Below are 13,462 nucleotides of genomic sequence, written 5' to 3'. Positions count from 1 at the left end.
CCTATCCGCCCGACTTGGCGAGCAATTCCGCGTTACCACCCGCGGCGGTCGTGTCGACGCACAGGTGGCGCTCGTGAACGGCATGCCCCCGATCGGGCGCCCCGGTGACGAGTGGCAGGATCGGCCCCTCGCGCCGGGCGAGCTGCTTTTCATAGGCGCGCGCCGTGTCGGCATCGCCCCACCAGATCGCGCCGGAGAAGCCGTCGAGCACCGCGAGTGCTTCGGGCTTGAGCGTGCCGGTGAGTTCCACCGCCTCCCCGCCAAGCGCGCGGATCGCCTCGGCCTGCGACTTCGCGGCCTGCGCCCCGGGCCCGAGGCAGAGCACCGGCGGACGGGTCCATTCGGTGAAACGGTTGAGCTCGCCGGTCGGACCCGGCATCAACCGCTCGGCCACGACCCGTTCCTCGAACCCGCCCAGGGCGCGCCCGATCTCCCGGTGGTCGGCTTCGCCGGACCAGCGTGCCCCGACCGGATCGACGGCGGCCCCCGTGAAGCGGGCCAGGTAGTTCGGCCCCCCGGCCTTCGGACCGGTGCCCGAAAGCCCCTCGCCCCCGAAGGGCTGGCTGCCCACGATGGCGCCGATCTGGTTGCGGTTGACATAGGCGTTGCCGACCCGGATCGCCCGGGCCACGTCCTCGACCCGGCTGTCGATACGGGTATGCAGGCCGAAGGTCAGCCCGAAGCCGCGCGCGTTGACGTCGCGGATCACCTGGTCGAGCTTGTCGGCCTTGAAGGTCGCCACGTGAAGCACGGGGCCGAACACCTCGCGCTCCAGGTCGAAGATCCCGCCGACTTCGATCAGCGTCGGGGGGATGAACGTGCCGGTCTCGGGCACCGCGACCTGGTGTCGAATGCGCGCCTTGTGCTCTTCCAGGTAGGCCGCGATCCCGTCGCGCGCCTCTTCGTCGATGACCGGGCCCACGTCGGTGGACAGATGCCAGGGATCGCCCACGCCAAGCTCGTCCATCGCGCCGGTCAGCATCTCGATCAGGGTCTCGGCAACGTCCTCCTGCACGTAAAGGCAGCGCAGGGCCGAGCAGCGTTGACCGGCCGACTGGAAGGCCGAGGCGACGATGTCGCGCACCGCCTGTTCCGGCAGCGCGGTGGAATCCACGATCATCGCGTTCAGCCCGCCGGTCTCCGCGATCAGCGGCGTGCCGGGCTCGAGGTGCTCGGCCATTGCGCGGCGGATGATCTGCGCGGTGTCGGTGGAACCGGTGAAGGCCACGCCGTTCACCCGGGCATCCGAGGTCAGCGCCGCGCCCACCTTGCCGTCGCCGGGCAGGAGCTGCAGCACCTCGCGCGGCACGCCCGCCTCATGCATGAGCCGGACCGCCATCGCGGCGATGAGCGGCGTCTGCTCGGCGGGCTTGGCGATGACCGCGTTGCCGCCCATGAGCGCCGCGGTGATCTGGCCGGTGAAGATCGCCAGCGGGAAGTTCCACGGGCTGATCGCGGCGAAGACCCCGCGCGCCGGGGCGTGGCGCGTCTCGCCCTCGCCCGCGTAGTAGCGCAGGAAGTCGACCGCTTCGCGCAGTTCGCCCACGGCATCCGCCATCGACTTGCCCGCCTCGCGGTGGAGGACAGCGAAGATCGGGCCGAAGTTCTCTTCATAGAGATCGGCGGCGCGGCGCAGCACGTCGGCGCGCTCCTTCGGGGACGCCTTCCACGGCGTCGCGGCCGCAAGCGCACGGTCGACCGTGTCGGAATCCGCCTCGGTCACGCTGGCCACGAGCTCGCCTGTGGCCGGGTTCACCACGTCGCGCGTCGTCCCGGTTCCGTCCCCCGATGCGATGATCGGCGCCGCGTCCGGCGAATGCGTCGCACGGGCCGCGTCGATCCGGGCAAGTTCCGCCTCGTCGGTCAGGTCGAAGCCCTGGGAATTGCGCCGCGGCGCGAAGATCTCGGACGGGCGCGACAGCACCTCGCCGCGCTTCACCTCGCTCACCTGCGTGATCGGGTCGGCGGCGATGGTTTCGGGCGACACGTCCTCGTCGACGATCTGGTTCACGAAGCTGGAGTTCGCGCCGTTCTCCAGAAGCCGGCGCACGAGATAGGCCAACAGATCACGGTGCGCGCCGACCGGCGCGTAGATGCGGCAGCGCGCGTCCTCGTCATCGCGCAGAACGATATCGTAGAGCGACTCGCCCATACCGTGGAGGCGCTGGAATTCGTACTCCACGCCGCGCGCCATGTGACGGATCGCCGACACGGTGTGCGCGTTGTGGGTGGCGAATTGCGGATAGAGCCGGTCGGCATAGCCGATCAGCTTGCGCGCATTCGCGAGGTAGCTCACGTCGGTCGCGGGCTTGGTGGTGAAGAGCGGGAAGCCCGGGTGCCCCTCGACCTGCGCGTGCTTCATCTCGGTGTCCCAGTAGGCGCCTTTCACCAGGCGCACCATCAGCCGCCGGTCGAGCCGGTTGGCGATGTCGTTGAGCCAGTCGATGACGGTGCCGGCCCGCTTGCCGTAGGCCTGAACGACCACGCCGAAGCCGTCCCAGCCGTCGAGCGCATCGTCGTCCAGCACCGCCTCGATCACCTTGAGCGACAGGGCCAGGCGGTCCTGTTCCTCGGCGTCGATGTTGAGCCCGATACCTGCTTTCGCGGCCTGCCGGGTCAGATCGCGCAGCACCGGCACGACCTCGGCCAGCACGCGCTCTTCCTGCGCCACCTCGTAGCGCGGATGCAGCGCCGACAGCTTGACCGAGATGCCGGGGTTGTCCGCGACCGACCCGTGGGTGGCCGCCCCGCCGATCGCCGCGATGGCGTTGGAATAGCTTTCGGCATAGCGGCGCGCGTCACGCGCGGTCATCGCCGCCTCGCCCAGCATGTCGTAGGAATAGGTGTAGCCGCGGGCCTCCTGCCCGCGGGCGCGCTTGAGCGCGGCTTCGATGGTTTCGCCCAGCACGAACTGGCGCCCCATTTCGCGCATCGCCTGCCCCACCGCGACACGGATGACCGGCTCGCCCAGGCGGCGCACCATGCCGCGCAGCGTGCCCGCCAACCCGCGCTGCCCGTCCTCGAGCACCCGGCCCGTGAGCAGCAGCGCCCAGGTCGAGGCGTTGACCAGCGGCGAGGCCGCCTGTCCCACGTGCTTGCCCCAGTCGGACGGCGCGATCTTGTCCTCGATCAGCGCGTCGATGGTTTCCGGGTCCGGCACCCGCAGAAGCGCCTCGGCCAGGCACATCAGCGCCACGCCTTCCTCGGTGGACAGGCCGTATTCGCCAAGGAACTGTTCCATGATGCCGGGCCGCTCGCCGTCACGGATCGAATGGACCAGCGCGACCGCGCGCCGGTGGATCGCGGCGCGGTCGCCAGAGGACAACCCGGCGGCCGCGATCAGCTCGGGGATGATCTCGGCCTCGGGTCGGAACTTGGCCGTTTCGGCGAACGGGGTACGGGTCATGTCACGCATGGGCATCTCCTTTCGTGCAGGATAGCACCACATCGCTGGACATATTGCCCGAGTTTCGCGATCTTGAAGTCGATGTGACTTATTTTGGCTGAAATGATGAGCGATATGGATACGATTGACGCGGTCGACAGGAAAATCCTGTCCGCCCTCACCCAGAACGCGCGCCTGCCGATCGTGGAGCTGGCCCGCCGCGTCGGGTTGTCGAAAACCCCGGTCGCAGCCCGCGTGCGCGCGCTGGAAGAGCGCGGGATCATCCGGGGCTACCGTGCCATCCTCGCCCCCGAAAAGCTCGACCTGTCCCATGTCGCCTATGTCGAGGTGAAGCTCATGGATACCCGGCAGGCGGCCCTGTCGGAGTTCAACGACGCCGCCCGCGCGGTGCCGGAAATCGAGGAATGCTACATGATCGCGGGGGGCTTCGATTATCTCGTGAAAGTGCGCTCCCGCGATATCGCCGACTACCGCCGGGTGCTGGGAGAGACGATCTCGACCCTGCCGCATGTCTCCTCGACCTCCACCTACATCGCGATGGAAGCGGTGGTCGAGCAGAGCTACCTCACCCTGTGAACCTGATCACGTAGTCGGCCCGCCGCGACCGGTCGCGCACCAGCCGCGCGTTCACCAGGTCGTTGGCATGCGCCCGGAAGAGCGCGTCCTCCTCGGGGTGGCCGTGGTCGGTCCACCGCTTGACCAGCCGGCGCTCGAGCTCGTCCTGCGACACGTCGAGCGTCACGGTGACGTCCCACAGGGGCGCGAGGTCCTGCCACGGCGCCTCGTCGAGCAGCAGGTAGTTGCCCTCGACCACGAAGACCCGCGTGTCGGGCGCGATCCGCCCGCCCTCGGGAATGACCGCATCGCGGCCCCGGTCGAAGGCGGGAAAATGCGCCTGCGTGCCCTCGGCCAGCGCGTGCAGGAAGCGGGCGAAGCCGGGCGCGTCGAAGGTCTCCGGTGCGCCCTTTCGCTCCAGGAGCCCAGCCCGGGCGAGCGCGTCGTTGGCCCGGTGAAACCCGTCCAGCGGGATCGCCTGGGCATGCGGGACCTGCCCCGCGATCTCCTGCGCCAACGTCGACTTGCCCGACCCCGGCGCGCCCACGAGGGCGACAAGCATCCGGGCCCGGCCCACGGAGGCCCGGCGCAGGATGTCGGCAAGCTCTGTCGCATCGATCTCGGTCACCGGGGAATGGTGCCGCGCCGCGCGCCCGCGCGCAAGCCACTCGGCCGCGGCCGCCAACGCGGCCGTTTCAACGTGGGATGGCCGGTCTTCGTGTCGACGTCGGGACGTGCCGTCAGTGGGCCGCGGGGGTGCGGGCGTGCAGCCGCTCCAGCACGTCGGCCACGAAGGCCGCGTCCTTCGGCGCCGTCAATGACGGGGCATGGCCGCAATCGTCGTAGACCGTGACCTCCGGTTTCGGACCACGCCGCGTCATCTCGTCCGCGATGTTTTCCGTCAGCAGGTCCGAGGTCAGGCCGCGGATCACGTGGGTCGGTGCGCTGATCCGGTCGTATGTCTCCCACAGCTCCATCGCGCCCCGGTTGGCGTCGAGGATCGCGATGATGCGCGGGTCGTAGTGCAGCGTCAGCCGCCCGTCGCCCCGACGCCGGATCGAGCTTTCGGCCATGCGCCGCCAGAACGGATCGTCCGCCGGGCCGAACGGCAGGTAGACCTCGCGCAGCCACGCCTCCGCCTCGGTCAGCCGGGTGAAGGTCGGCAGGTCGGCGGAATAGGTCACGATCCGGTCGATGGCCGCGTCGGGCACCACCGGGCCGATGTCGTTGATGATGAGCGCCGAGACCCGCTCGGGCGCCACGTCGCCGGCCACGGTCATGCCGATCTGCCCGCCCATCGAGGTGCCCAGCCAGGCCGCCTGCGCCGCGCCGTAATGGTCGAACATCGCCACGGCCATGCGCGCGTAATGGGTGAGCATGTAATCCGCCTCCGGCGCGTCCGACCAGGTCGACAGGCCCCGCCCGATCGTATCCGGACAGACGACGAAGTAACGGTCGGCCAGCGCACGGGCGAGCTCGTCGAAATCGCGCCCGTTGCGTGCCAGCCCGTGCCACATCACCAGCAGCGGGTTCGACGCATCGCCCCATTCCATGACGTGGAGCTCATGGCCGAGAAGCGGGAGGTAGACCGACCGCGCGCTCATTTCGCCGCCCGCCGCTGGATGATCGTGCCCGCGATACCGGCCGGGAAGAAGTAGACCAGCAGGATGAAGATGATGCCGAGCCACAGGAGCCACCGGTCGGGGCTCAGGAGTTCGGGCAGGAGCGGGATCGACGCGGTCGCATCCGCCGCCACCTCCATCAGGTCGCGCAGGTAGTATTGCGCGAGCACCATGAGCGTGGCCCCGATCACCGCGCCCCAGATCGTGCCCATGCCGCCGATCACGACCATCAGCAGGATGTCGATCATGATCGCGAAGCTGAGCGTGGTCTCGGGCCCGGTGTACTTGAGCCAGGTGGCATAGATGGCCCCGGCCAGCGCGGCCGCGATCGCGGCGATCACGAAGACGGCGGTGCGGTAGGCCACGACGCGGTAGCCGATGCCCTCGGCGCGCGCCTCGTTCTCGCGGATCGCCTTTAGCACGGTCCCAAGCGGGCTGCCCACGATGCGCAGGAGCACCCAGAACATCAGCGCACAGGACGCGAAGACGAAGTAATAGGCCGCGATCTTGCCGTTCATGCGCACGCCCGCGATCTTGAGCACCTTGCCCTCGTCGTCGGTCAGAAGCTTGGTCGCGGGCTTGAACACGTCCGGGACCGAGTAGGTGATCCCGTCCTCGCCCCCGGTGAACGTGGACAGCTGGCTTGCGAGCACGAGCGCCACGGTCGCGGTCGCCAACGTGATCATCGCGAAGAAGATCGCCTTCACCCGAAGCGACAGAAGCCCGATCAGGATCGCGATGACGATGGCCACGAGCACGCCGGCGAGCGCGCCGACGATCCAGTAGCCCCAGGTGTTGTCGAGCTGCTTCATCGCGATGGCCACGCCGTAGGCCCCGAAGCCGAAGAACATGGTGTGCGCGAAGCTCACGATCCCGGTGTAGCCGATCAGCAGATCGTAGGAGGCGACCAGCACGATGAACACGGCGATGCGCGCGGCGACCTCGACCTGCCGGACTTCCTGGAAGAAGAACGGCGCGAAGAGCAGGAGCGCCCAGATCGCGAAGGCGATCAGCTTGACGGTTGTGTTGCCTTTCATCGTCCCCTCCTCACTTCACCGCCGGGGCCAGGCCATAGGGCCGCCACAGCAGGATCGCCATCATCAGGAGCATGTTGGAGGCCAGCGCCAGTTTCGGCGCGAGGAAGCCCACGTAGTTCTGCATGAGCGCCACCATGATCGCGCCCAGGAGCGTGCCCTGGATCGAGCCCAGGCCGCCGATGATGACGACGATGAACACGATCACCATCATCTCGGCACCCAGCGCCGGCGTGATCAGCGTCTCGTAGCCCGCCCACATCGCGCCGCCCATCGCGGCGAGCGCGGAGCCCAGCATGAAGACCCCGATGAAAAGCCGGTCGATCTTGAAGCCCAGCGCCTCGACCATCTCGCGGTTCTCGACACCCGCCCGGATCAGAAGCCCGATGCGCGTCTTGTTCAAAAGCAGATAGAGCCCCGCGTAGACGACCGCGCCCACGATGAAGGCGAACAGGCGATAGACCTCGAGCGAGGAGCCGCCCACGATGATCGTGCCCTCGAGGAAGTGGGGACGCGGCACGTTCGTCGGCGTGCCCCCCCAGGTCGCGAGGATCAGCTGCTCGGCCACGATGAGCGCGCCCATCGTGATCAGAATCTGGCGCAGGTGGTCGGAGTAGACGGGTTTCACGATCACCCGCTCGAAGAACCAGCCCAGCGCGGCCCCGAAGACGATGGCCGCCGCGATAGCGAAAACCAGCGCCATGACATTGAGCACGATGCTGTCCGAACCCAGCCAGCCGCCGAAATAGGCCAGGACGCTCGCCGCCACGAAGGCGCCGAAGCTCACGAAGGCCGAGTGGCCGAAGTTCAGCACGTCCATCAGGCCGAAGACGAGGCTGAGGCCCGAGGCCATGAGAAAGAGCATCATCCCCATCGCGAGCCCGGCGACGGTCAGCGTCAGCCACGAGGACGGCGCGCCGATCAGGACGAAGGCGATGATCGCGATCGCGACGGGAAGGAGGAACACGCCCCCGGCCCGCTCGATCATGTTTCCAAGCGTGTTCATGCGCCCTCCATCGACAGGCTGAGAAGCCGGTCCTGCAACGCGGTGTCGGCGGCGAAATCGGCCATCGCGCCGGTGTGAACCACCTGCCCGTCGTCGATCACCGCCATGTCGCGGCCCAGGCTTTTTGCGAATGCGAAGTTCTGCTCGACGAGCAGGATCGTGGTCGTCTCCGAGATCTCCCGGAACGCCTCGCCCATCGCCGAGATGATCGACGGGGCCAGTCCCTTGGTCGGCTCGTCGATCAGGATCAGGTCGCGCGGCTCGATGATCGCGCGGGCGACGGCCAGCATCTGTTTCTGGCCGCCCGAGAGGCTCCAGGCCTGCTTGTCCCAGAATTGTTCCAGCGCCGGGAAGAGCTCGTAGACCCGCTTGAGCCGCGTGTCGTCGAACTTGCCCGATGCGGTGGCGAGCACCATGTTCTCGGCCACCGTGAGGCCACCGAAGATGCCCATGTTCTCCGGCACGAAGGCGATGCCACGGCGCGCGATGTCCGAGGTGTGGAGCGACGAGATGTCCTCGCCCCGAAAGGTTACGGACCCGGCCGGGCGGTCCCACAGGCCCATGATCGACCGCAGGGTCGTCGTCTTGCCCGCGCCGTTTCGGCCCAGGAGGACGAAGACCCCGCCCTCTGGCACGTCGAACGTCACGCCGTGCAGCACGGAATACTGCCCGATCGAGACGTCCATGTTCTTGATGGACAAAAGGCTCATGCCATCTCCCCCGCGTTTCCGAGATAGACGTCGCGCACGACCTGGCTGGACATGACCTCGCCCGGGTCGCCGTCCGCGATGAGTTCGCCGTTGTGGAGCACGATGATCCGGTCGGCCAGCTGGCGCACGACGTCCATCTTGTGCTCGACCAGGAGCACCGTCTTCGACGTGTCGTGCTTGATCTCGGCGATGAGGTCGAGAACGTCGGGCGCATGGTCGAGGCTCATGCCGGCCGTCGGTTCGTCGAACATGTAGATGTCGGGCTCCATCGCCATGAGAAGCGCCACCTCGAGCTTGCGTTGGTCCCCGTGGGGAAGCGCGGCCGCCGGCAGATCCGCCTTGTCTTCCAGCTTGGTGGCCGCAAGGTAGCGTTCGGCACGCGAGCCGAGCTCGGTCAGCTTCGCGACCGGCGTGAAGAAGCGTTTGCCCTCGCCCGCCTGCGCCTGCACGGCGAGCCGGATGTTCTCGAGGACCGAAAGGCGCGGGAACAGGTTGGTGAGCTGGAACGCCCGGCCGACCCCGTGGCGCGCGCGCGCCGAGGCGGGCATGCGCGTCAGGTCCACCCCGTCCTTCATCACGGTCCCCTCGCTCGGCGTGAGCTGCCCGGAGATCATGTTGAAGTAGGTGGTCTTGCCGGCCCCGTTCGGGCCCACGATCACGGTCAGTTCGCCGGGGCGGAAGTCGCAGGTCACGGCGTTCACGGCCGTATGCCCGCCGAACCGGATCGTGAGATCGCGGGTGGAGAGTGATGGATGTGTCATGGCTTTTGGAGAGTGTTGGGGGTGCCCCGGCCGACGACGCCGGCCGGGGTCGCGCCGATCAGTTCTCGCGACCGACCGGGATGTCCATTTCCTCGGGCTCGATGATCCGGACCTTCTCCGGGATCGCCCATTCGACGTCGTCATCGACGCGGATCTTGAAGTGCAGCATGGACTGCAGCGCCTGGTGATCTTCCGGGCGGAAGGTCATTTCGCCCTTCGGCGTGTCCCAGGACATGCCTTCCATCGTGGCGATCAGGTCCTCGGTGTCGAGCGACGGCGTCTCGCGCAGCGCCTTCACCACGGCCAGCGCCGAAGCCATGCCACCGGCGGTGAAGAAGTCCGGCGGGGTGCCGAAGCGGTCCATGTGCTCCTTGACGAGCCAGTCGTTGATCTCGTTGTCGAAGGCTTCGTAGTAGTAGTACACGGCGCCTTCGAGACCCGGGAAACGCTTGTAGGTCGGCAGAACCGGCAGGATGTGTCCGCCCATCGACAGCTCGATGTCGAAGCGGCCCGGGTCCATCGACTGCAGCTTGCCCGGCGCGTCGCCGCCACCGGCCCAGTAGACGAGAATGACCTTGCGGCCTTCCTTGTCCTTCAGCGCGTTGAAGAGACGCTCGCCCACGGCGGTGAAGTCGGCGGTGCCCTGCGGCGCGTATTCCTCGGCGACCACGGTGGCGCCGGTGCCGTCGAGCGCCCTCTTGAAGGCTTCGATGCCGTCACGGCCGAACGCGTAGTCCTCGGCCAGCGTCGCGACGTAGAGGTCTTCGTCGGGCTGGAGCGCGAGCGCCTGGGCCTGCATGTCCATCGACGAGTTGCGCGAGGTCTTGAACACGTAGCGGTTCGAGTCGGGACCGGTGAGCGAGTCCGCGACCGCCGGCTCGACGATCAGGATGCGCTCGTACTCGGCCGCGATGGGCAGCATGCCCGTGGTCACGCCGGAAGAGGTGGCGCCGACCGCGATCAGCACTTCGTCGTCCGCATAGGCCTCGGCCAGCGCGGCGCGCGCCACGTCCGGCTTGAACTGCGTGTCCTTCTTGATGATCTCGATCGGATGGCCGTCGACCGCCATCGACCCGTCGGTGGCGTATTCGATCCCCATCTCGAACCCGGTCTGGGTCTGTTTCGAGAAGGCTTCGAGCGCGCTGCCCGACATGCCGTGGATGAGCGCGATCTTGACCGGATCACCGTCCTGCGCGACGGCCGGAACGGCGAAGCTGGCAGCGACGGAAAACGCGGCCAGTGCGCGTTTCATGAGTTTCATGGAATGTCCTCCCTTTCCCCGCGGCGGTTTCACACCACGCGGGATCGTTGTAACGTGCACAGAGCCTCGCTTTTGGGAAGGGTCTGAGCAAGTTGGGGAAAATACGTATAGATGAGGCGTTCTCGTCCGGGGACTTCGCGGACCTCGCGTTCGAATGCGCGCCGGTGGGTCTGGTCGTGACCGAAAGCCGCGTGATCCGCAGCTGCAACCCCGAGTTCGAGCGCATGTTCGGCTACGGGCCCGGCGAACTCGACGACCAGTCGTTCCAGGTGCTCTACCCCACGCCGGAAGAGTTCGTGAAGATCCGCGACCGGGGTGTCATGCAGCTGCGCGAAACCAACACCTACTGGGACGAGCGCGTGATGGCACGCAAGGACGGCTCGCTCTTCTGGTGCCGTACGCGGGGCCATTCGCTCACCCCAGAACACGACCCCCTCAACCGCGCGGTCTGGAGCTTCGCCGACCTGTCGGGCCACCGTCCCTACCAGCCGCTCACCAAGCGGGAGCGCGAGGTGGTGAACCTGCTGGCCGAGGGCATGACGTCGAAGGAAGTGGCGCGCGAGCTCGAGATCAGCCCGCGCACGGTCGAGGTCCACCGCGCCAAGCTCCAGCGCAAGTTCGGCGTCACGAACACGAACGCCCTGCTCCACGCGATGTCCGGCGTGCCGCCCGAGCGCATCGTCGCGCGATAGGCTTGCACCCGGCGCCCGGCCCCGGCACAAGGTTGCCGGGATATCGGGAGGACCACATGAAACTCGCACGCTTCACGACGCAAGGCACCACGCGGCTGGGCCGGATCGACGGGGACCAGGTCGTAGACCTGTCCAAGCTGGGCCACGGCGCCTCCATGCGCGCGCTGCTCGACGCCTGCGCGGGCGACCTGTCCGCCGTCGCCGCCGTCGAGGGGCCGGCCTTCCCGCTCGACCAGGTCACGCTCGAAGTGCCGATCGACGACCCGCAGAAGTTCCTCGCCCTCGGCATGAACTACGCCGACCACGTCGCCGGTGCCGCGGGCCAGGGCTTCACCGCGCCCGACAGCCAGACATGGTTTTCCAAGCAGGTGTCCTGCCTCAACGGCCCCACCGGCGACATCGTGATCCCGCGCGTCTCGGACGAGGTGGATTACGAGGGCGAACTGGTCGTGATCATCGGCGAACGCTGCCGCTACGTGCCCCGCGAAGACGCGCTCGGCGTGATCGCGGGCTTCGCCGTGGGCAACGACGTGTCGGTGCGCGACTGGCAGAAGCGCTCCCCCACCTTCATGCTGGGCAAGGGCTTCGACACCCACGGCCCCGTGGGCCCTTGGATCACCACGCTTGAAGAGGTGCCGGACCCGCAGATGCTGTCGATCCGCACCTGGGTCAACGACGAGCTCAAGCAGGACGGCACCACCGACCAGATGATCCACAAGGTCGCCGACCAGATCGCCTATATCAGCCAGGCCTTCACGCTGATGCCGGGCGACGTGATCATGACCGGCACGCCCGCTGGCACCGGGATGGAGCGCGGGACCTATCTCAAGGCCGGGGATGTGGTGAGGATCGAGATCGACGGGCTCGGCACGCTCGAGAACCACGTCGTGAAAGAGGCCTGACCCCGAAGGATCAGGCCGCGGACATTTCGACGACCTTCGCGGCGTCGCCGCCCAGGGCCTGCATCTGGTGATCGGCCCAGAAGCGGATGTCGTAGCGCTGCACCGTCTCGCGCAGCGCGCGCATCCGGTCCTGCCGCTCCGGCGCTTCCATGTTCAGCGCCTGCTCGATGGCACTGTCCATCGAGCGCGCCGAGAACGGGTTGGTGAGCAGGGCCGAGCCCATCTCGACCGCCGCCCCCGCGAACTCCGACAGGACAAGCACCCCGTCACCGTCCACGCGCGCCGCGCAGAACTCCTTGGCGACGAGGTTCATCCCGTCGGCCAGCGGCGTGATCCATGCCACGTCGGCGGCGCGGTAGTAGGACACGAGCTCGGCGAAGGGGATCGCCCGGCTGATCAGGGCGATTGGCTGCCAGTCGAGCGTGCCGAAGCGGCCGTTGATGCGCCCCGCCATCTGTTCAAGATCGGCCTGGATGTTCTCGTAGACCGTCATGTTCTGGTTGGCGGGCACCGAGACATGCATCAGGCGCACCTTGCCGCGCAGGTCGGGGTTCGACTCGAGCAGCCGCTCGAAGCTTTCAAGCTGGTCGATCCCGCCCTTCGTGTAGTCCGTGCGCCCGACCGACAGAAGCAGCCGCCGATCGCCCAGGTCCGCGCGGATCTGCGCGGTCTTCTCGGCGGTTTCCGGGCGGCTCGCCACCTCCTCGATGTAATCCGCGTCCACCCCGACGGGCGAGGCCTGGACCCGGATGCTGTGACCCTTGTAGTCGAGCTGCGAAGGCACCGACACCTCGGTCAACGCCGAGAACCCGGTGGCGAAGTCGTCATCCACCTTCTGGCGCTTCGTCACCTCGACATCGAGCATGGAGCGCGCGGCGGAGACGAAGTTCGCCACGTAGCGCGGGATGTGGAACCCCACCACGTCGCAGGCCAGCAGGCTTTCGAGGATCTCCTTGCGCCACGGCAGCACGTTGAACATGTCGGCCGAGGGGAACGGCGTGTGGTGGAAGAAGCTGATCTTCACGTCCGGGCGCAGCTGGCGCAGGTAGCCCGGCACGAGCCACAGGTTGTAGTCGTGGACCCAGACCACGGCCCCCTGCGCGGCCTCGGCGGCGGCGGCCTCGGCGAAGGCCCAGTTCACTTCGCGGAACGTCGGCCAGTCCACCGGGTCGTAGTTGTAGCGCTCCTTGAAGCCGTGAAGGATCGGCCAGAAAGCCTCTTTCGAGGAAACCTCGTAGAAGCTCTTCACCTGCGCGCGCGTCAGCGGCAGGCGGCTGACGGCATAGGTGCCGAAATCGTCGTCGATCTCGATGCGCCGCTCGAAATCGGGATTGTTCGGGTCCTCGGCTTCCTTCCAGGCGACCCAGGACCCCTTGTCGAAGCGGCCGAAGAAGCTCTTGAGCGTCGGAACGATCCCGTTCGGGCTCTTGTTCTCGTGGTATTCGATCTTTCCGTCCACCTCGACCTCCGTATAGGGCTGGCGGTGGTAGACGATGACGAGGTTCGAGGACAT

The 13,462-nt window shown here is 67.6% G+C and carries 12 protein-coding genes; 3 read left to right on the top strand and 9 right to left on the bottom strand.

Annotated elements, in window-relative coordinates; translation table 11 throughout:
* Window position 1: 1 nt before the first annotated feature.
* On the bottom strand, window positions 2-3,415 hold the full coding sequence (putA, locus tag GQE99_RS16770; protein WP_161352779.1) for a bifunctional proline dehydrogenase/L-glutamate gamma-semialdehyde dehydrogenase PutA: 3,414 nt from the start codon (window positions 3,413-3,415) through the stop codon (window positions 2-4).
* 105 nt (window positions 3,416-3,520) lie between these two features.
* Between putA and GQE99_RS16765 the strand changes: the two genes are divergently transcribed.
* A complete protein-coding gene (locus GQE99_RS16765; protein WP_407943801.1) occupies window positions 3,521-3,982 on the top strand; it encodes an Lrp/AsnC family transcriptional regulator in 462 nt (153 codons plus the stop codon).
* Here GQE99_RS16765 and GQE99_RS16760 read toward each other — a convergent pair.
* The 7 genes from GQE99_RS16760 to GQE99_RS16730 form a co-directional block, all read right to left on the bottom strand.
* Window positions 3,972-4,589 carry a nucleoside/nucleotide kinase family protein gene (locus GQE99_RS16760; RefSeq protein ID WP_161352777.1) on the bottom strand — a complete coding sequence of 206 codons (618 nt, stop codon included), beginning with the start codon at window positions 4,587-4,589 and terminating at the stop codon, window positions 3,972-3,974. The two genes, GQE99_RS16765 and GQE99_RS16760, sit on opposite strands and share 11 nt — an antisense overlap.
* Before the next feature lie 112 nt (window positions 4,590-4,701).
* Window positions 4,702-5,565, bottom strand: a complete 864-nt coding sequence (locus GQE99_RS16755) for an alpha/beta fold hydrolase (RefSeq protein WP_161352776.1) — start codon at window positions 5,563-5,565, stop codon at window positions 4,702-4,704.
* The gene (locus GQE99_RS16750) at window positions 5,562-6,620 is read right to left on the bottom strand and encodes a branched-chain amino acid ABC transporter permease (protein WP_161352775.1); all 1,059 of its coding nucleotides are present in this window, start codon (window positions 6,618-6,620) and stop codon (window positions 5,562-5,564) included. Before GQE99_RS16750 ends, GQE99_RS16755 begins: the two co-directional genes overlap by 4 nt.
* Before the next feature lie 10 nt (window positions 6,621-6,630).
* Window positions 6,631-7,623: a branched-chain amino acid ABC transporter permease gene (locus GQE99_RS16745; protein WP_235917265.1), complete on the bottom strand. Its 993-nt coding sequence runs from the start codon at window positions 7,621-7,623 to the stop codon at window positions 6,631-6,633.
* The gene (locus tag GQE99_RS16740) at window positions 7,620-8,333 is read right to left on the bottom strand and encodes an ABC transporter ATP-binding protein (protein ID WP_161352774.1); all 714 of its coding nucleotides are present in this window, start codon (window positions 8,331-8,333) and stop codon (window positions 7,620-7,622) included. Before GQE99_RS16740 ends, GQE99_RS16745 begins: the two co-directional genes overlap by 4 nt.
* Complete coding sequence (locus GQE99_RS16735) at window positions 8,330-9,094, bottom strand: ABC transporter ATP-binding protein (protein ID WP_161352773.1); 765 nt, start codon at window positions 9,092-9,094, stop codon at window positions 8,330-8,332. Before GQE99_RS16735 ends, GQE99_RS16740 begins: the two co-directional genes overlap by 4 nt.
* A 58-nt stretch (window positions 9,095-9,152) precedes the next feature.
* The gene (locus GQE99_RS16730; protein WP_161353285.1) at window positions 9,153-10,346 is read right to left on the bottom strand and encodes a substrate-binding domain-containing protein; all 1,194 of its coding nucleotides are present in this window, start codon (window positions 10,344-10,346) and stop codon (window positions 9,153-9,155) included.
* 101 nt (window positions 10,347-10,447) lie between these two features.
* Between GQE99_RS16730 and GQE99_RS21885 the strand changes: the two genes are divergently transcribed.
* Window positions 10,448-11,047 (top strand): PAS and helix-turn-helix domain-containing protein, encoded by a 600-nt coding sequence (locus GQE99_RS21885; protein WP_161352772.1) that lies wholly within the window; start codon window positions 10,448-10,450, stop codon window positions 11,045-11,047.
* A gap of 56 nt (window positions 11,048-11,103) precedes the next feature.
* Window positions 11,104-11,949, top strand: coding sequence for a fumarylacetoacetate hydrolase family protein (locus GQE99_RS16720; RefSeq protein WP_161352771.1), 846 nt, complete (start codon window positions 11,104-11,106; stop codon window positions 11,947-11,949).
* 10 nt (window positions 11,950-11,959) lie between these two features.
* Here the strand turns inward: GQE99_RS16720 and ggpS are convergent, their stop codons facing one another.
* Window positions 11,960-13,462 carry a glucosylglycerol-phosphate synthase gene (gene ggpS / locus GQE99_RS16715; protein ID WP_161352770.1) on the bottom strand — a complete coding sequence of 501 codons (1,503 nt, stop codon included), beginning with the start codon at window positions 13,460-13,462 and terminating at the stop codon, window positions 11,960-11,962.

It is taken from the genome of Maritimibacter harenae, from assembly GCF_009882975.1.
GTDB lineage: Bacteria > Pseudomonadota > Alphaproteobacteria > Rhodobacterales > Rhodobacteraceae > Maritimibacter > Maritimibacter harenae.
This window is presented reverse-complemented; position numbering and strand designations above follow the sequence as displayed.

Bases quoted from the DNA above. Each gene is read 5' to 3' on its own strand.
- GQE99_RS16730 (WP_161353285.1), bottom strand. From the start codon at position 10,346: ATGAAACGCGCACTGGCCGCGTTTTCCGTCGCTGCCAGCTTCGCCGTT.
- GQE99_RS16755 (WP_161352776.1), bottom strand. From the start codon at position 5,565: ATGAGCGCGCGGTCGGTCTACCTCCCGCTTCTCGGCCATGAGCTCCAC.
- GQE99_RS16740 (WP_161352774.1), bottom strand. From the start codon at position 8,333: ATGAGCCTTTTGTCCATCAAGAACATGGACGTCTCGATCGGGCAGTAT.
- GQE99_RS16735 (WP_161352773.1), bottom strand. From the start codon at position 9,094: ATGACACATCCATCACTCTCCACCCGCGATCTCACGATCCGGTTCGGC.
- GQE99_RS16765 (WP_407943801.1), top strand. From the start codon at position 3,521: ATGGATACGATTGACGCGGTCGACAGGAAAATCCTGTCCGCCCTCACC.
- GQE99_RS16750 (WP_161352775.1), bottom strand. From the start codon at position 6,620: ATGAAAGGCAACACAACCGTCAAGCTGATCGCCTTCGCGATCTGGGCG.
- putA (WP_161352779.1), bottom strand. From the start codon at position 3,415: ATGCGTGACATGACCCGTACCCCGTTCGCCGAAACGGCCAAGTTCCGA.
- GQE99_RS16720 (WP_161352771.1), top strand. From the start codon at position 11,104: ATGAAACTCGCACGCTTCACGACGCAAGGCACCACGCGGCTGGGCCGG.
- ggpS (WP_161352770.1), bottom strand. From the start codon at position 13,462: ATGTCCTCGAACCTCGTCATCGTCTACCACCGCCAGCCCTATACGGAG.
- GQE99_RS16745 (WP_235917265.1), bottom strand. From the start codon at position 7,623: ATGAACACGCTTGGAAACATGATCGAGCGGGCCGGGGGCGTGTTCCTC.